Source organism: Pseudomonas sp. B35(2017) (genome assembly GCF_002113645.1).
In the GTDB taxonomy this organism is placed as follows: Bacteria; Pseudomonadota; Gammaproteobacteria; order Pseudomonadales; family Pseudomonadaceae; genus Aquipseudomonas; species Aquipseudomonas ekonensis.
Genome location: NZ_NEIZ01000001.1, coordinates 732,564 through 750,298, shown reverse-complemented (window position 1 = coordinate 750,298; position 17,735 = coordinate 732,564). Strand labels below are relative to the sequence as shown.

Below are 17,735 nucleotides of genomic sequence, written 5' to 3'. Positions count from 1 at the left end.
TCATGAGCTATGTGATCGACCGACGCCTCAATGGCAAGAACAAGAGCACGGTGAACCGCCAGCGCTTCCTGCGGCGCTACCGTGACCACATCAAGAAGGCTGTCGAAGAAGCCGTCAGCCGGCGTTCCATAACCGACATGGAGCACGGCGAGCAGATCAGCATCCCCGGTCGCGACATCGACGAACCGGTGCTTCACCACGGCCGCGGGGGCAAGCAGACCGTCGTGCACCCCGGCAACAAGGAGTTCACCGCCGGCGAACACATCGCCCGCCCGCCGGGAGGCGGCGGAGGCCGGGGGCCCGGCAAGGCCGGCAACTCCGGCGAAGGCATGGACGAGTTCGTCTTCCAGATCACCCAGGAGGAATTCCTCGAATTCATGTTCGAGGACCTCGAACTGCCGAACCTGGTCAAACGCAACCTGACCGGCACCGACACCTTCAAGACCGTGCGCGCCGGCATCAGCAACGAGGGCAACCCCTCGCGCATCAACATCATCCGCACCCTGCGCTCGGCCCATGCCCGGCGCATCGCGCTGTCCGGCAGCAGCCGGGCGAAACTGCGCGAGGTGAAGGAAGAACTGGCCCGGCTGAAACGCGAAGAGCCGGACAACTTCGGCGATATCCAGGATCTGGAAGCGGAAATCGAGAAACTCAGCGCCCGCATCCATCGGGTGCCGTTCCTCGACACGTTCGACCTCAAGTACAACCTGCTGATCAAGCAGCCCAACCCCAGCTCCAAGGCGGTCATGTTCTGCCTGATGGACGTGTCCGGCTCCATGACCCAGGCGACCAAGGACATCGCCAAGCGCTTCTTCATCCTGCTGTACCTGTTCCTCAAGCGGAACTACGACAAGATCGACGTGGTGTTCATCCGCCATCACACCAGCGCCCGGGAAGTGGACGAGGAAGAGTTCTTCTATTCGCGGGAAACCGGCGGCACCATCGTCTCCAGCGCCCTGAAGCTGATGCAGGAAATCATGGCCGAGCGCTATCCGAGCAACGAGTGGAACATCTACGCCGCCCAGGCCTCCGACGGCGACAACTGGAACGACGATTCGCCCATCTGCCGCGACATCCTGATCAACCAGATCATGCCGTTCGTGCAGTACTACACTTATGTGGAGATCACCCCCCGCGAGCACCAGGCCCTCTGGTACGAGTACGAACGCATCGCCGAAGCCTTTTCCGACACGTTTGCCCAGCAGCAACTGGTCTCGGCCGGGGATATCTATCCGGTCTTCCGTGAACTCTTCCAGCGCAGGTTAGTGACATGACCGCCAAAGAGCAGAAGCGCCAACCCATCTCCACCGGCTCCGAATGGACGTTCGAGCTGATCCAGGCCTATGACCGCGAAATCGCCCGCATCGCGGCCCGCTATGCGCTGGACACCTACCCCAACCAGATCGAGGTGATCACCGCCGAGCAGATGATGGACGCCTACGCGTCGGTCGGCATGCCGCTGGGCTATCACCACTGGTCCTACGGCAAGCACTTCCTCAGCACCGAAAAATCCTACAGCCGCGGGCAGATGGGCCTGGCCTACGAGATCGTGATCAACTCGGATCCGTGCATCGCCTACCTGATGGAAGAGAACACCATCTGCATGCAGGCCTTGGTGGTGGCCCACGCCTGCTACGGCCACAACAGCTTCTTCAAGGGCAACTACCTGTTCCGCACCTGGACCGACGCCAGCTCGATCATCGATTACCTGGTGTTCGCCAAGCAGTACATCATGCAGTGCGAGGAGCGCCACGGCATCGATGCGGTGGAGGATCTGCTCGATTCCTGCCATGCCCTGATGAACTACGGCGTGGACCGCTACAAACGGCCGTATCCGATTTCCGCCGAGGAAGAACGGCGGCGGCAGAAGGACCGCGAAGAGCACCTGCAAAAGCAGATCAACGACCTGTGGCGCACCATCCCCAAGGGCACCGACAAGCTCAGCGACAAGGACAACGCCCGGTTCCCCGCCGAGCCGCAGGAGAACATCCTGTACTTCATCGAGAAGCACGCGCCGCTGCTGGAGCCGTGGCAACGGGAAATCGTGCGCATCGTGCGCAAGATCGCCCAGTACTTCTACCCGCAGCGCCAGACCCAGGTGATGAACGAAGGCTGGGCGACCTTCTGGCACTACACGCTGATGAACGACCTGTACGACGAAGGCCTGGTCACCGACGGCTTCATGATGGAGTTCCTGACGTCCCACACCAGCGTGGTGTTCCAGCCCGGGTTCGACAGCCCCTACTACAGCGGCATCAACCCTTACGCCCTGGGCTTTGCGATGTACCGGGACATCCGGCGCATGTGCGAGGAGCCCACCGAGGAAGACCGCCGCTGGTTCCCGGAGATCGCCGGCTCCGACTGGCTGTCGACCATCAAGTTCGCCATGAGCAGCTTCAAGGACGAGAGCTTCATCCTGCAGTACCTGTCGCCCAAGGTGATCCGCGACCTCAAACTGTTCAGCATCCTCGACGACGACCAGCGGGACGACCTGCTGGTGCCGGCCATCCATGACGAGGGCGGCTACCGGATCATCCGCGAGACCCTGGCGGCGCAGTACAACCTCGGCAACCGCGAGCCGAACGTGCAGATCTACAGCATCGACCGCCGCGGCGACCGCTCGCTGACCCTGCGCCACCAGCAGCATGACCGCAAGCCCTTGGGCGATTCCACGGAAGAAGTGCTCAAGCACCTGCACCGGCTGTGGGGCTTCGACATCCACCTGGAGACCCTGCAGGGCGACCAGGTGATGAAGACCCACCATGTGCCGCCGCGAAACGAGCACAGCGAAGGGGACTACGGTCGGCTCGACTTGGCCGTCATTCATCTTTGATCCCGTTCCAGCCTCCGAAAGTCCGGCGCAAGGGTTATCCTGTCGGGCCAACGGAGGTTTTTTATGCAGATTTACAAGGTCGGCGGCGCCGTGCGCGATCGCCTGCTGGGCAAACCGGTCACCGACATCGACTGGGTGGTGGTCGGCGCGACCACCGAAGAGATGCTCGCCCAGGGCTTTCGCCCGGTCGGCGCGGACTTCCCGGTGTTCCTTCACCCCAAGACCGGCGAGGAGTACGCCCTTGCCCGCACCGAGCGCAAGAGCGGCCGCGGTTATGGCGGGTTCACCTTCCACGCCAGCCCCGAGGTCACGCTTGAGGAAGACCTGATCCGCCGCGACCTGACCATCAACGCCATGGCTGAGGACGACGGTCAGAACCTGACCGACCCCTACAACGGCCAGCGCGACCTTGAAGACCGCATACTCCGTCACGTTTCCCCGGCGTTCGCCGAAGATCCGCTGCGGGTGCTGCGGGTGGCGCGTTTCGCCGCCCGTTATGCGGCACTGGGGTTCACCGTCGCGCCCGAGACCCTTGAACTGATGCGCACCCTCAGCGAATCGGGGGAGCTGGAAGCCCTGACCGCCGAACGCAGCTGGAAGGAGATTTCCCGCGCCCTGATGGAAGAGCAGCCGCAGGTGTTCATTCAGGTGCTGCGCGACTGCGGCGCGCTCAAGGTGCTGATGCCGGAAGTGGATGCGCTCTTCGGCGTGCCGCAGCCGGAAGCCCATCACCCGGAAATCGACAGCGGCATCCACACCTTGAGCGTGCTGGAGCAATCGGCGCTGCACAGGCAACCGCTGACCGTGCGCTGGGCCTGCCTGCTGCACGACCTGGGCAAAGGCCTGACGCCGCAAGAGGAATGGCCGAGGCATATCGCCCACGAGCACACAGGGCTGAAGTTGATCAAAGCGGTCAACGAACGCTTCAAGGCTCCGAAGGAGTGCCAGGAACTGGCACTGCTGGTCGGCCAGTACCACACCCACGGGCACCGCGCCCTTGAGCTGAAAGCCACGACGCTGCTGGAGTTGCTGCAGAGCTTCGACGTCTACCGCCGGCCGCAGCGTTTCGAGGAGTTCATTGCCGCTTGCGAGATGGACGCCCGCGGGCGAAAAGGCCTGGAACAGCGCAGTTATCCACAGGCGGATTACTTGCGCGGCGCCGCGACGGTGGCGCGCAGCGTGGCGGTACAGCCGTTGCTGGAGAAAGGTTTCAAAGGCCCGGAACTGGGCGAGGCGCTCAAGCGCGAACGGCTCAAGGCGTTGAAGGCGTACAAGGAGGCGGCGGCCTCCTGAAACGGGCAGTCCGAATCGTCGCGCCGCCGCTCCCGCAGGGAACGGCGGCGCTCACGGATTCTGTGCTCCCCCAAAAGTGAGGGAGCCAGCCTGCTGAAGAGGGCGTCAGTGAAGACACCGCTCAGGCCGACAACAGATCCTCGGGGGTCAACGGCTCGCCCCGCCACTCAAAGGCCACCGGTGCCAGTTCCTGATCGATCTGCGCCTCTGCCCACAGCGCAGCAAAGCTTTTTCCCACGCCCGGATGCACCCGCTCCGGCGCAATCAGCGACAGCGGCCACAGCACGAAGGCGTTTTTCAGGATCTCCGCCCGCGGCAGGACCAGCCCGTCGAAATTGCCCGTCAGGTCGCCGTACAGCAGCACGTCGATGTCCAGCGGCAGGCCCTTGCGGTCCGGCGCGTAACGGCCGTTGTCCGCCTCGATGAACTTCAAGCGGCGATCCAGCTCCATCAGGGGCAGGTCGGTGAACGCCGACACCACGAAATTGAAGAACGGACCGCTCTTGATGCCCACCGGCTGGCTCTCGAACACCGCCGAACAGCGGATATCCACCAGGAACGCGGCCAGGGCCTCGAGCCCGGCGCGCAAATGGGTTTCACGCTCGATATTGCTACCGAGGCCGAGGTAGACCTGAGTCAGCGACATCCGCGCTCGATCTCCACACCTACGCCGCCCTTGGCGGCCGGCACGGCGCCCGGCTTGGTCAGCTTCAGGCGCACCCAGGTGATCTTGAATTCGTCCATCAGCGTCTCGACCAGCCGTTCGGCGAAGGTCTCGACCAACTGGAACTGCGCCTGCTCGGCGAAGGCCTGGATCCGCGTGGAGACGCTGGCGTAGTCGAGCGCCAGGGTCAGGTCGTCGCCGGCGGCGGCCGGACGATTGTCCCAGGCGAAGCTCAGATCAAGGCGCAGGCACTGTCGGATGCCGCGCTCCCAGTCGTAGGCACCGATCACGGTGTCGACTTCCAGGCCCTCGATAAACACTCTGTCCAAGCACTTTTCTCCGTTGCACGACAAGGGCGCGTTGCGCCGTTAGAATCAGGGCGTCCTCGCCCGGAATAGTTAGCATGTTTTGGTCACTGGCGGTTTTCGCCTACCTGCTCGGCTCGCTGTCCTTCGCCATCTTGCTCAGCCGCCTGACCGGAAACCCGGATCCGCGAATGAGCGGCTCGGGCAATGCCGGCGCCACCAACATGCTGCGCCTGGCCGGCCGCAAACTGGCGGTCCTGACCTTGCTCGGCGATCTGTGCAAAGGCCTGCTGCCGGTGCTGATCGCCTCGGCGGCAGGCCTGTCGCCGCAGGACCAGGCCTGGATCGGCGTCTGCGCCGTGATCGGTCACCTGTTCCCGCTGTATTTCCGTTTCCGCGGCGGCAAAGGCGTCGCCACGGCGGCCGGCATGCTGCTGGGGCTGTATCCGCCCGCCGCACTGCTGGCCATAGCCGCCTGGCTGCTGACGTTCTACCTGACCCGCACCAGCTCGCTCGCGGCCCTCATCGCCACCCCCCTCACCCTGCCGCTGCTGGCCTGGCAGGAACCGGCCGCCCTGCTGCCGATGAGCACGCTCACGCTGCTGATCGTCTGGCGGCACCGGGGCAATCTACGCGACCTGTTCGCCGGGCGCGAACGGCATTTTTGAATGCCGCCCTTGAACGACGCTCATCCCAACGCGGACAACTGCTCCATCGGCCAGCGCGCCTGCACGGTGATCGCCAGGCTTTCCTGCTGGCCGGCCTGCAGCCGCTGGCAACCGGCGAACGCGATCATCGCGCCGTTGTCGGTGCAGAACTGCGGACGGGCATAGAACACGCTGCCCTTCATGTCGCCGAGCATTTTCTCCAGCGACGCACGCAACGCCCGGTTGGCGCTGACGCCGCCGGCGATCACCAGGCGCTTCATGCCGGCCTGCTTGAGGGCACGCTTGCACTTGATGGTCAAAGTCTCCACCACGGCCTGCTGGAACGCCAGCGCGATGTCGCAACGGGCTTGCTCGCCGTCGTCCCCGGCGCTGACGCTCTGCTGCCAGGTGTTGAGGGCGAATGTCTTCAGGCCGCTGAAGCTGAAGTCCAGACCCGGACGGTCGCACATCGGACGCGGGAAGGTGAACCGGCCGGCGACGCCCCGCTCGGCGGCCTTGGCGATCTCGGGCCCGCCTGGATAGTTCAGGCCCATCATCTTGGCGGTCTTGTCGAAGGCTTCGCCGGCGGCATCGTCGAGGGTTTCGCCAAGCAAGGCGTATTGGCCGATGCCATCGACCCGGACCAACTGCGTATGGCCACCGGAGACCAACAAAGCGACGAACGGAAACTCCGGCGGTTGCGCCTCGAGCATCGGCGCCAGCAGATGGCCTTCCATGTGGTGCACGCCCAGCGCCGGAATGCCCCAGGCGAACGCCAGCGCCTGGGCGCAGGAGGCGCCCACCAGCAGGGCCCCGACCAGGCCTGGGCCTGCGGTGTAGGCGATCGCGTCGATCTCGGTCGGCACGCAGTCGGCCTCCGCCAGCACCTGCCGGATAAGCGGCAGCATGCGCTTGACGTGATCGCGGGAGGCCAGCTCCGGCACCACGCCGCCGTAGACGCGGTGCAGGTCGATCTGACTGAACAGCGCGTCCGCCAGAAGGCCGCGTTCACTGTCGTAGAGCGCGACGCCGGTTTCGTCGCAGGACGTTTCCAATCCCAGTACTAGCATGGGTTCTGGCCTTGTTTAGGCTAAATTCGAAGGCGCGCATGATAGTCGCCGCGTGATGCCCCGACCAGCGGTTTTCGATCAGAGGCTTTGCATTCCGAGCGTTGAGGGGTTAACATCCGCAACCCTTAAAAACCGACGTCTTCAAGTGCTCTTTTGCCGCGAGGATGTTGACCCCGGTAATGAATGAAGGTAGCTCTGGATGCCAGCCGTCAAAGTTAAAGAGAATGAACCCTTCGACGTAGCTCTGCGTCGTTTCAAGCGCTCCTGCGAAAAAGCCGGTGTACTGGCTGAGGTTCGTAGCCGCGAATTTTACGAGAAGCCAACTTCCGAGCGTAAGCGCAAGGCAGCAGCCGCTGTTAAGCGTCACGCCAAGAAAGTTCAGCGCGAACAGCGCCGCGCCGTTCGTCTGTACTGATACACAGACGTTCGTAGCAAGCTTCTGCCAAGCCCGGCCTTCCGCCGGGCTTATGGCATTTGCGGAAAACGCTTGATGCTTCACCGTCGAAGCCGCACATGCGACCGAGACAAATCCGCTTCACCGCGTCAGGCCTGGCTTCTTTGCCAGCGGTGCACGTCTTTTCTGACGGGTCTTTCGAGGCTGCCGACGAGCACACCCACTGATTCCTCTCACGACGATCAGCCCAAGGCACCTGCCTGCTTCATGAGCTATCCGAGGCCGCAATCCGGCCGTCAGCGGATTCAGCGCAACACTTTCAAACGGTCGAAATCCGATGGCTGCTAACGCCAAGGGAATTTCGGCAGATACACTTCCCGACAGCGATCACGCAGACGACACCGGTCGAGCCGCCGAAAGCACGCGCCCCGCCGGATGAGCCACGTCCTTTGCGCCCATCGCATCGGATCCTTTGAGCGCAGACGACGAGAACGCCATGGCCGGGTTGATCCCCCAGAGCTTCATTGACGACCTTCTGAACCGCACCGACATCGTCGACGTGGTCAGTTCGCGCGTGCAATTGAAGAAGGCCGGCAAGAACTTCACCGCGTGCTGCCCGTTCCACAAGGAAAAGACCCCGTCGTTCAGCGTCAGCCCCGACAAGCAGTTCTACTACTGCTTCGGCTGCGGCGCGGGCGGCAACGCCCTCGGCTTCCTCATGGACCACGACAACCTGGACTTTCCCCAGGCGGTCGAGGACCTGGCCAAGGCCGCCGGCATGGAAGTCCCGCGGGAGGAAGGCAGCCGCTCGCACAAGCCGCGCCAGCCTACCGATTCGCCGCTGTACCCGCTGCTCACCGCGGCCGCCGATTTCTACCGCCAGGCGCTCAAGAGCCACCCGGCGCGCAAGGCCGCCGTGGACTACCTCAAGGGCCGCGGCCTGACCGGCGAGATCGCCCGGGACTTCGGCCTGGGGTTCGCCCCGCCGGGCTGGGACAACCTGTTCAAGCACTTGAGCAGCGACACCCTGCAGCAAAAGGCCATGATCGATGCCGGGCTGCTGATCGAGAACGCCGAGACCGGCAAGCGCTACGACCGCTTCCGCGACCGGGTGATGTTCCCGATCCGCGACACCCGCGGCCGGATCATCGCGTTCGGCGGCCGGGTGCTGGGGGACGACAAGCCCAAGTACCTGAACTCGCCGGAGACCCCGGTGTTCCACAAGGGCCAGGAACTCTATGGCCTGTACGAAGCCCGCAAGAACAACCGCAACCTCGACGAGATCATCGTCGTCGAGGGCTACATGGATGTCATCGCCCTGGCCCAGCAAGGCCTGCGCAACGCCGTCGCGACGCTCGGCACGGCAACCAGCGAAGAGCACATGAAGCGCCTGTTCCGCGTGGTGCCCAACGTCCTGTTCTGCTTCGACGGCGACCAGGCCGGCCGCAACGCCGCCTGGCGGGCGCTGGAAGCCACGCTGTCGAGCCTGCAGGACGGCCGCCGCGCGCGCTTTCTGTTCCTGCCCGAAGGCGAAGACCCGGATACGCTGATCCGCGCCGAGGGCACCGATGCCTTCCGCGCCCGGATCAACCAACATGCGCAGCCGCTGGCGGACTACTTCTTCCAGCAACTGACCGAAGAGGCCGATCCGCGTTCGCTCGAAGGCAAGGCGCACATGGTCACACTGGCGGCACCGCTGATCGAAAAGGTGCCAGGCGCCAACCTGCGGATCCTGATGCGCCAGCGCCTGACCGAAATCACCGGCCTGAACAGCGAAACCGTCAGCCAGCTGGCCCAGAGCGCACCGCAGGAAGCGCCGCCGGCGTACGATCCCGGCATCGATTACGGCGCGATGCCGGACTACAGCGACTACCATCAACCGCAGGCGGCGGACATGTACGCGCCGCAGCAGGAGTGGACGCCGAAGAAATCCGGTTCCGGCGGCAAGAAATGGGAAAAGAAGCCCTGGGACAAGAACGGCAAGCGCGGCGGTGACCGCGACCAGCCGCGCGCCCCTCGGGTGCCTGCCGCCGTCGAGCCGCCGATCCAGGCCGCCCTGCGGACCTTGCTGCATCATCCGCAACTGGCGGACAAGGTCGAGGACGCCGGGCACTTCGCGGACGAAAGCCAGACCAACGCACAATTGCTGGTGGCCCTGCTCGAAGCCGTACAGAAGAATCCCAAGCTAAACTCAATTCAGTTGATCGCGCGATGGCACGGAACCGAACAGGGTCGCCTGCTCAGGGCGCTGGCCGAGAAGGAATGGCTGATCGACGGAGACAACCTTGAACAACAGTTTTTCGACACCATTTCCAGTCTGTCAGCCCGTCAACGCGAACGGAATCTGGAACAACTGCTCAGGAAAGCCCGTCAAAGCGAACTGAGCAGCGACGAAAAAAACCAGCTGCGCGACCTGTTGAGTCGCAATGCTCCCGCATCAAACCCGACCTCAACTGGCGCGTGAGGTCATAGCTCAGGTATAATCCTCGGCTTGTTTTTTGCCCGCCAAGACCTTCAGTGGATAGGGTGTTATGTCCGGAAAAGCGCAACAGCAGTCTCGTATTATTGAGTTGATCAAACTGGGCCGTGAGCAGAAATATCTGACTTACGCCGAGGTCAACGACCACCTGCCCGAGGATATTTCAGATCCGGAGCAGGTGGAAGACATCATCCGCATGATTAACGACATGGGGATCCCCGTACACGAGAGTGCTCCGGATGCGGACGCCCTTATGCTGGCCGACGCCGATACCGACGAGGCCGCTGCGGAAGAAGCAGCCGCCGCGCTCGCGGCGGTGGAGACCGACATCGGTCGCACCACGGATCCCGTGCGCATGTACATGCGTGAAATGGGTACGGTCGAGCTTCTGACCCGCGAAGGCGAAATCGAGATCGCCAAGCGGATCGAAGAAGGCATCCGTGAAGTGATGAGCGCGATCGCCCACTTCCCCGGCACCGTCGAGCACATCCTCTCCGAGTACGACCGCGTCACGTCCGAAGGCGGCCGCCTGTCCGACGTGCTGAGCGGCTACATCGATCCGGACGACGGCACCGCGCCGCCGGCCGCCGAAGTGCCGCCGCCGCTCGACGCCAAGGCCGCGAAAGAGGAAGAGTCCGACGACGATGACGAGGCCGAATCTTCCGATGACGAAGAAGAAGCCGAAAGCGGCCCGGATCCGGTCATCGCCGCCCAGCGTTTCGGCGCTGTCGCCGAGCAGATGGAAATCACCCGCAAGGCGCTGAAGAAGCACGGTCGCCACAACAAGGCGGCGATTGCCGAACTGCTGGTCCTGGCCGACCTGTTCATGCCGATCAAACTGGTGCCGAAGCAATTCGAAGGCCTGGTCGAGCGTGTCCGCAGCGCCCTGGACCGCCTGCGTCAGCAAGAGCGCGCGATCATGCAGCTGTGCGTGCGTGATGCCCGCATGCCGCGTGCCGACTTCCTGCGCCAGTTCCCGGGCAACGAAGTCGACGAGAGCTGGTCCGACGCCCTGGCCAAAGGCAAAGGCAAGTACGCCGAAGCCATTGCCCGCCTGCAGCCGGACATCATCCGTTGCCAGCAGAAGCTGGTCGCGCTGGAGACCGAAACCGGCCTGACCATCGCCGAGATCAAGGACATCAACCGTCGCATGTCGATCGGCGAGGCCAAGGCCCGCCGCGCGAAGAAAGAGATGGTCGAGGCGAACCTGCGTCTGGTGATCTCCATCGCCAAGAAGTACACCAACCGCGGCCTGCAGTTCCTCGACCTGATCCAGGAAGGCAACATCGGCCTGATGAAGGCGGTGGACAAGTTCGAATACCGTCGCGGCTACAAGTTCTCGACCTATGCGACCTGGTGGATCCGTCAGGCCATCACCCGTTCGATCGCCGACCAGGCGCGCACCATCCGTATTCCGGTGCACATGATCGAGACGATCAACAAGCTCAACCGCATTTCCCGCCAGATGCTGCAGGAAATGGGTCGCGAACCGACGCCGGAAGAGCTGGGCGAGCGCATGGAGATGCCTGAGGACAAGATCCGCAAGGTACTGAAGATCGCCAAAGAGCCGATCTCCATGGAAACCCCGATCGGCGATGACGAAGACTCCCATCTGGGTGACTTCATCGAAGACTCGACCATGCAGTCGCCGATCGATGTCGCCACCGTGGAAAGCCTGAAGGAAGCGACCCGCGAAGTGCTGTCCGGCCTCACCGCCCGTGAAGCCAAAGTGCTGCGCATGCGTTTCGGCATCGACATGAACACCGACCACACGCTGGAAGAGGTCGGCAAGCAGTTCGACGTGACCCGCGAGCGGATCCGTCAGATCGAAGCCAAGGCGCTGCGCAAGCTGCGCCACCCGACGCGGAGCGAGCATCTGCGCTCCTTCCTCGACGAGTGACACCAGAACCCCCGGCCCAGGCCGGGGGTTTTGTTTTGCGGCAGATTAAATCCCCCGCCTCCCCCTCCCCCCGCGCAGCCCGTCTACACTCGAAGCATTCCCCCGTGCCATAACGAGACCGTTATGCCCAGACTGCCGACCGTGCTTTTTTTGCTGTCGCTGATCACCTGGACCGCAACGGCTGGCGCGCTGACTCTGACCGACGAAGAACGTGCCTGGCTGGCGGCTCACCCGGATTTGCGCCTGGGCGTGGACGCCTCGTGGCCGCCCTTCGAGTTCCGGGACGACCAGAACCGCTACCAGGGCCTGGCGGCGGACTACATCGACGTGATCCGCCAGCGCCTGGCGATCAAGCTCACGCCCATCGAGCCGGTGAGCTGGACGGTGGTGCTGGCGCAAGCGAAGGAGGGCAGCCTGGACCTGCTGCCGGGCATCATGTCCACCCCGGAGCGCCAGACCTACCTGGCGTTCACCCGCCCCTACCTCGACTTCCCGATCGTCATCCTCGCCCACGTCGGCGGCCCGCAGCCGCGCAAGCTGGACGACCTGTACGGCCTGAAGATCGCCGTGGTGGAAAACTACGCGCCCCATGAATTGCTGCGCACCCACCATCCCGACCTGAACCTGGTGGCCATGCCCAACGTCAGCTCAGCGCTCCAGGCCCTGGCGACCGACGAAGTGGACGCCGTGGTCGGTGACCTCGCCTCCAGCGTCTGGAGCCTGCGCCAACTCAAGCTCGACGGCCTGTACGTCAGCGGCGAAACACCCTATCGCTATCAGTTGGCGATGGCCGTCCCCCGGGACAACAAGATGCTGGTGACCATCCTGGACAAGGTGCTCGCCGACATGTCCCCGGAGGAGATCAGCAGCATCCAGGAGCATTGGGTCGGCAACGTCCTCGATCACCGGACATTCTGGTCGGATCTTCTGATATACGGCCTGCCAGGCCTGTTGTTGCTGTTCAGCGTGCTGGCGGTGGTGATCCGCATCAACCGCCGCCTGAGTTCGGAGATCGCCCGGCGCATCGACCTCGAGCAGGAACTGCGCAGCAGCGAGTACCACTACCGCGGTCTGGTGGAGAGCCTGTCGGCCATCGCCTGGGAAGCGCGGATCAGCGATTTCACCTACAGCTACGTTTCGCCCCATGCCGAGGATCTGCTGGGCTATCCGCTGTCCCACTGGCTGATCCCGGGTTTCTGGCGCAACATCATCCACCCGGCGGATCTGACCCGGGCCCAGAGCTTCTGCGACCACGAGGTAGAGGCCGGGCGCGACCACAGCCTCGACTACCGGGTGATCACCGCCGACGGCCGCTGCCTGTGGGTCCGCGACATCGTCAGCCTGATCGAGCACGGCCACGAGCCGGTGATGCGCGGCCTGATGATCGACATCAGCGAAGCCAAGCGCACCGAAGAGGCGCTGCGGCTGTCGGAGCAGAAATTCGCCTCGGTGTTCCAGCAGTGCCCGGACATCCTGGTCATCGCCCGGCTGTCCGACGGCTGCCTGCTGGAGGTCAATGAAGCCTTCGAAGAACAGATCGGGCTGAAGGCCGAAGACGTGATCGGCCAGACCGCCACCGAACTGAACATCTGGGGGATTCCCGGTGTCGGCCCGGGACTCTTGCAACGCCTGCAGGCCGGCAGCATCCGCAACCTGGAGATGCCCTTTCGGCGCAGCAACGGCCAACTGTTCACCGGCCTGATCTCCGCCGAGCCGTTCGACCTGGACACCACGCCGGCCCTGGTGGTGGTGGTGCGCGACATCTCCCAGCTCAAGGAAACCCAGCAACAGCTGCAGACCTCCGAGGAAAAGTTCGCCAAGGCGTTCCATGCCTCGCCGGACGGCCTGCTCCTGTCGCGCCAAAGCGACGGTCTGCTGCTGGAGGTCAACGAAGGCTTCAGCCGCATCACCGGCTACAACAGCGCCATGTCGGTGGATCGCTCGGCGCTGGATCTGGGGATCTGGGTCAACCTCAACGAACGCAAGCAGATGCTCGACCTGCTGCACCGCGACGGCTACGTGCGCGACTTCAGCTGCCACATTCGTCGCAGCGACGGGCAGATCCGCCTCTGCGAGGTCTCCAGCCGACCGCTGCCGATCGGCGAGGACGACTGCATGCTGACCATCGCCCGGGACATCACCGAGCGGCACCTGATGCAGGAGAAACTGCAACAGGCGGCCACGGTGTTCGAAAGCACCGCCGAAGGCGTACTGATCACCGATACCCAGCAGCACATCAGCGCCGTCAACCGTGCCTTCACCGAGATCACCGGCTACAGCGAAAGCGAGGCCCTGGGCCACACCCCTCGCCTGCTGGCGTCCGGCCTGCACGACAGCGCCTTCTACGCTGCCATGTGGCACCAGTTGACCGACGAAGGCCACTGGCAGGGCGAAATCTCCAACCGGCGCAAGAACGGCGAGCTCTACCCCAGCTGGCTGACCATCAGCGCCGTGCGCAACCGCGACCGCTCCATCACCCACTTCGTCGCGGTGTTCGCCGACATCTCCAGCCTCAAGCACGCCCAGGCCAAGCTCGATTATCAAGCCCACCACGACCCCCTCACCGGCCTGCCGAACCGCACCCTGTTCGAGAACCGCCTGCTGATGGCGCTGAACAGCCAGCAGGAGGACGGTGGCCAGGGTGCCGTGCTGTTCCTGGACCTCGACCGCTTCAAACACATCAACGACAGCCTCGGCCACCCGGTCGGCGACCTGCTGCTCAAGGGCATCGCCGTGCGCCTGAAGGAACAGCTGCGCGACATCGACACCGTCGCCCGCCTGGGCGGCGACGAATTCATCATCCTGCTACCCGGCCTGCAGCAGGCCAGCGACGCCGACTACATCGCCAACAAGCTGCTGCACTGCTTCAGCGCGCCGTTCCAGGCCGGCGAGCACGAGTTCTTCATCAGCGCCAGCATCGGCACCAGCCTCTATCCACGGGACGGCTGCGACGTGGCCACGCTGGTCAAGAACGCCGATGCGGCGATGTACCGCTCCAAGGCCAAGGGCCGCAACCGCGTCGAAAGCTACACCCGCGACCTCACCGCCCAGGCCAGCGAACGCGTGGCCCTGGAGCACGAACTGCGCCGGGCCATCGAACGCGATGAGCTGTACCTCTACTACCAGCCGAAAATCAGCCTCGACGACCACCGCCTGGTCGGCGCCGAAGCCCTGATCCGCTGGCGTCACCCCAACTTCGGCGAGGTGCCGCCGGAGCATTTCATTCCGCTGGCCGAAGAGAACGGCATGATCCTGCAGATCGGCGACTGGGTGCTGGAGACCGCCTGCCGGCAGATGTTCGAGTGGAGCCAGATCTACGAAAGCCTGGGCCCGCTGTCGGTCAACCTCGCCGGCGCCCAGCTGCGCCAGCCGAACCTGCTGGGCCGCATCGAGCAACTGCTCAAGGACAACCGCCTCAGGCCGGACCTGTTGCAACTGGAAATCACCGAGAACTTCATCATGAGCCAGGCCGAAGAGGCGCTCGCCGTGCTGCACCAGCTCAAGCGCCTGGGCGTGCAACTGGCCATCGACGACTTCGGCACCGGCTATTCCTCGCTCAGTTACCTCAAGCGCCTGCCGCTGGACATCCTCAAGATCGACCAGTCCTTCGTCCGCGGCCTGCCCGACGACCCGCACGACGCAGCCATCGTCCGCGCCATCATCGCCCTGGGCCGCAGCATGCAGTTCACCGTGATCGCCGAAGGCGTGGAGTCCCAGGCCCAGGAGCAGTTCCTCGCCGCCGAAGGCTGCGAACAGATCCAGGGCTACATCGTCAGCCTGCCCCTGCCGCCCGAAGAGTTCGCCGCCACGTTTCTGCGCATTGCCGTATCGGATTTTTCGGATAGCACAGCCGCCAAACCGTCGCTATAATCCGCCGCCTACTGAGGGCCTATAGCTCAGTCGGTTAGAGCAGAGGACTCATAATCCTTTGGTCCACGGTTCGAGTCCGTGTGGGCCCACCAGACACCAAAAAGCCGCGCGAATGCGCGGCTTTTGCGTTTTTGGCGGGATCGCCTCAGATACGGAATACTCATTTGCAACTCGTAAACCCGAGTGCGAGCCGGGGCCTTTCCTCATCCGTTTTTGTGGGGCCTACATCGCCTACGCCGCCCGGCCTGACTTTTGCTCGACGACTATTCGCACACAATCTACTTGTCAGCCGGCTCGAAGCGATCGCCACGAAACACCCGACGTGGATTGCCACGCTCGATGCGGTGATGGAACAACCGCCGCTCCGCGCGCAGTTCGCTGTCGACCTGCTCCGCCTGTTGCGCCAAGCGTTGACCGATGAGCAGCAGCGCCAAGCGCTTGTTGGCGTGCTGGCTACGCTCGCTCTGTACCTTGACGCTGACGCCGCTGGCCAGGTGCGTGGCGCGCACTGCCGAGTCGGTGGTGTTGACATGCTGACCACCCGGCCCGGACGAACGCAAGGTCTCGAAGTGGATCTCGCTCGCCAATTCCGGTGCCGGTGGCGCAAACCGTGCGCCCCCAAAGAACCAGTTCTTGCGCGCATGCCCCGGCCGGTACGGACTGCTGCACGTCCATTGCAGCGAGCCCGTCCAGTGATCCGCCAGGCGCTCGGCCTGCTCGCCATCCAATGCCAGCAATACCGAGCGCAAGGTACCGCGCCGCGACCCCGGCTCTTCTTCGAGTATCCGTACCGCCACGGCCTGGGCATCCGCTTCGGTCTGCAGCCTGAGCAATGCCTTGGCCACTGCCAGGGCACATTCTTCCGGCCCCTGAGCCGCCGAGAGTTGCAGTAGGATCATCAGCAGCACCCTCCGCGCGTCTTGTAGGTGAGCACCGGTTTCAGTCGTGCCAGCACGCGAACCAACCCCGCTTCACGCAAGGCACCCACCACCGAGTCGATAGCCTTGTAGGCCTCCGGCGCTTCCTCGTAGATCAGCGCCCGGTCGGCGCAGATCACGCGGCTGCCTAGTGCCGTACGACTCAGTTGCTCGACGCTGTAGCGCGAGGCGAGGCGATCCTTGCACTCGCTGCGCATCCATTTGCGTCCGGCGCCATGGGCCAGGGACAACAGGCTGCGCTCGTCGGCGATCGGCTGTACCAAGTAGCTGTAGTCGCCGCGCGAACCAGGGATCACCACCGCCCCCTGATCCGACGGTGTGGCGCCTTTGCGATGCAGCCAACCATCGAGCCCGTCGACCTGCGCTGGCGACACCAGGTTGTGGTGGATGTCGAGCAGTACATCGCCATCGGCACGCAAGCGGTCGAGCATGCGCCGGGCAATCAATTGACGGTTGGCTTCGGCAAAACGCAGCGCGCCATCGTGCCGGCCCAGGTAATGAGTACTGGCCTCGCTGCCCGCCTCCAGTCCGTGATGACCGAACAGGTCGACCTGCTCACGCAAGATCGCCTCGCCCAAACCACGCGAGCCGCTGTGCACCAGCAACAGCAGGTGTTTGTGCTCGATGCCCAAGGCTGCCAGGGCCGCATCGTCGTAGTTTTCATCGAGTTGCTGCAGCTCGGCGAAGTGGTTACCACCACCAATGGTGCCTAGAGAACGCTCGTGCCCCGTGGCAGGCAAACCGAAGCTGGCGACGGCCTCCTGCCACGTCTCGTCGAGCGGCAGGTCGAGGTTGCCGAGGCGTTTCTCCAGTTTGTCCAGATGCAGCTTGGCGGTCGGGATGTCCGTGCGCCACAGCGCCATGCCACAGCCGATGTCATTGCCGACCAGCGCCGGGTACAAACGCCCCACGGAAAAGAATGCCGCGCCGACCGGATAGCCACGCCCCGGATGCAGGTCCGGCATGCCGGCCACCCGATGCATGCCCCCTAGGCGAGCGGTGGTTTCGAGTTGTTGGATCGCTTTTCCTTCGATCCAGGTGTCGTCCGCGGCGACCAATACGGCGCCGTCGGACAAATTGCGAATGCAAGTGCCCATAGTCCAATCCTGATGGGTTGAAACAAAAAGATGTTCGGATTGGCAGGCCAGAGGCCGGGCGTTGCGGTACCGCTAACGAGTAGCGGCGAATGCGATCAAGCCAGGCGCGACCTGCAAAGGGTGATCAACTGTTGCATGATGTACCTCCTTTGCTGTCGGGTGAGAGAAGGCGGGCATCTTAGGTGGTGTAATTGCCACCTTGCAACAACCTTGATCACATTTTTACCAGGAGAACAACGTCATGG

Annotated in this window: 13 protein-coding genes and 1 tRNA gene; 9 read left to right on the top strand and 5 right to left on the bottom strand. The window is 63.8% G+C overall.

Features of this window, described 5'->3' with window-relative positions:
* Nucleotides 1–2: 2 nt before the first annotated feature.
* The 3 genes from CAG41_RS03435 to CAG41_RS03425 all read left to right on the top strand — a co-directional run bounded on the left by CAG41_RS03435 (nucleotide 3) and on the right by CAG41_RS03425 (nucleotide 4,126).
* On the top strand, nucleotides 3–1,274 hold the full coding sequence (locus CAG41_RS03435; protein WP_007959907.1) for a YeaH/YhbH family protein: 1,272 nt from the start codon (nucleotides 3–5) through the stop codon (nucleotides 1,272–1,274).
* Nucleotides 1,271–2,833, top strand: a complete 1,563-nt coding sequence (locus CAG41_RS03430; protein ID WP_085586278.1) for a SpoVR family protein — start codon at nucleotides 1,271–1,273, stop codon at nucleotides 2,831–2,833. Before CAG41_RS03435 ends, CAG41_RS03430 begins: the two co-directional genes overlap by 4 nt.
* 63 nt (nucleotides 2,834–2,896) lie before the next feature.
* The gene (locus CAG41_RS03425; RefSeq protein WP_085693862.1) at nucleotides 2,897–4,126 is read left to right on the top strand and encodes a multifunctional CCA addition/repair protein; all 1,230 of its coding nucleotides are present in this window, start codon (nucleotides 2,897–2,899) and stop codon (nucleotides 4,124–4,126) included.
* Nucleotides 4,127–4,247: 121 nt separating this feature from the next.
* Here CAG41_RS03425 and folK read toward each other — a convergent pair whose 3' ends face one another.
* Both folK and folB read right to left on the bottom strand, forming a co-directional pair.
* Nucleotides 4,248–4,772 (bottom strand): 2-amino-4-hydroxy-6-hydroxymethyldihydropteridine diphosphokinase, encoded by a 525-nt coding sequence (gene folK / locus CAG41_RS03420; RefSeq protein WP_085586282.1) that lies wholly within the window; start codon nucleotides 4,770–4,772, stop codon nucleotides 4,248–4,250.
* Nucleotides 4,763–5,119 (bottom strand): dihydroneopterin aldolase, encoded by a 357-nt coding sequence (gene folB / locus CAG41_RS03415; RefSeq protein WP_085586284.1) that lies wholly within the window; start codon nucleotides 5,117–5,119, stop codon nucleotides 4,763–4,765. Before folB ends, folK begins: the two co-directional genes overlap by 10 nt.
* Before the next feature lie 74 nt (nucleotides 5,120–5,193).
* Between folB and plsY the strand changes: the two genes are divergently transcribed.
* Nucleotides 5,194–5,763: a glycerol-3-phosphate 1-O-acyltransferase PlsY gene (gene plsY / locus CAG41_RS03410; protein ID WP_085586286.1), complete on the top strand. Its 570-nt coding sequence runs from the start codon at nucleotides 5,194–5,196 to the stop codon at nucleotides 5,761–5,763.
* 20 nt (nucleotides 5,764–5,783) lie between these two features.
* Here plsY and tsaD read toward each other — a convergent pair whose 3' ends face one another.
* The gene (gene tsaD, locus CAG41_RS03405) at nucleotides 5,784–6,812 is read right to left on the bottom strand and encodes a tRNA (adenosine(37)-N6)-threonylcarbamoyltransferase complex transferase subunit TsaD (RefSeq protein ID WP_085586288.1); all 1,029 of its coding nucleotides are present in this window, start codon (nucleotides 6,810–6,812) and stop codon (nucleotides 5,784–5,786) included.
* Nucleotides 6,813–7,011: 199 nt separating this feature from the next.
* On the opposite strand from tsaD, the gene rpsU reads away from it, so the two are divergent.
* The 5 genes from rpsU to CAG41_RS03375 all read left to right on the top strand — a co-directional run bounded on the left by rpsU (nucleotide 7,012) and on the right by CAG41_RS03375 (nucleotide 15,547).
* Entirely contained in the window at nucleotides 7,012–7,227 is a 216-nt protein-coding gene (gene rpsU / locus CAG41_RS03400; RefSeq protein ID WP_002551877.1) for a 30S ribosomal protein S21, read from the top strand.
* Between the two features lie 475 nt (nucleotides 7,228–7,702).
* Nucleotides 7,703–9,670, top strand: a complete 1,968-nt coding sequence (gene dnaG / locus CAG41_RS03395) for a DNA primase (RefSeq protein ID WP_085637143.1) — start codon at nucleotides 7,703–7,705, stop codon at nucleotides 9,668–9,670.
* A 67-nt stretch (nucleotides 9,671–9,737) separates the two neighbouring features.
* Nucleotides 9,738–11,585 (top strand): RNA polymerase sigma factor RpoD, encoded by a 1,848-nt coding sequence (rpoD, locus tag CAG41_RS03385; protein ID WP_085586292.1) that lies wholly within the window; start codon nucleotides 9,738–9,740, stop codon nucleotides 11,583–11,585.
* A 123-nt stretch (nucleotides 11,586–11,708) separates the two neighbouring features.
* The gene (locus tag CAG41_RS03380) at nucleotides 11,709–15,455 is read left to right on the top strand and encodes a bifunctional diguanylate cyclase/phosphodiesterase (RefSeq protein ID WP_085586294.1); all 3,747 of its coding nucleotides are present in this window, start codon (nucleotides 11,709–11,711) and stop codon (nucleotides 15,453–15,455) included.
* Nucleotides 15,456–15,470: 15 nt separating this feature from the next.
* Nucleotides 15,471–15,547, top strand: a tRNA-Ile gene (locus CAG41_RS03375).
* Between the two features lie 186 nt (nucleotides 15,548–15,733).
* On the opposite strand, the gene prfH is transcribed toward CAG41_RS03375, so the two are convergent.
* Complete coding sequence (prfH, locus tag CAG41_RS03370) at nucleotides 15,734–16,354, bottom strand: peptide chain release factor H (protein WP_085706712.1); 621 nt, start codon at nucleotides 16,352–16,354, stop codon at nucleotides 15,734–15,736.
* The gene (locus CAG41_RS03365) at nucleotides 16,354–17,490 is read right to left on the bottom strand and encodes an RNA ligase RtcB family protein (RefSeq protein ID WP_085586296.1); all 1,137 of its coding nucleotides are present in this window, start codon (nucleotides 17,488–17,490) and stop codon (nucleotides 16,354–16,356) included. Before CAG41_RS03365 ends, prfH begins: the two co-directional genes overlap by 1 nt.
* Nucleotides 17,491–17,735 lie beyond the last annotated feature (245 nt).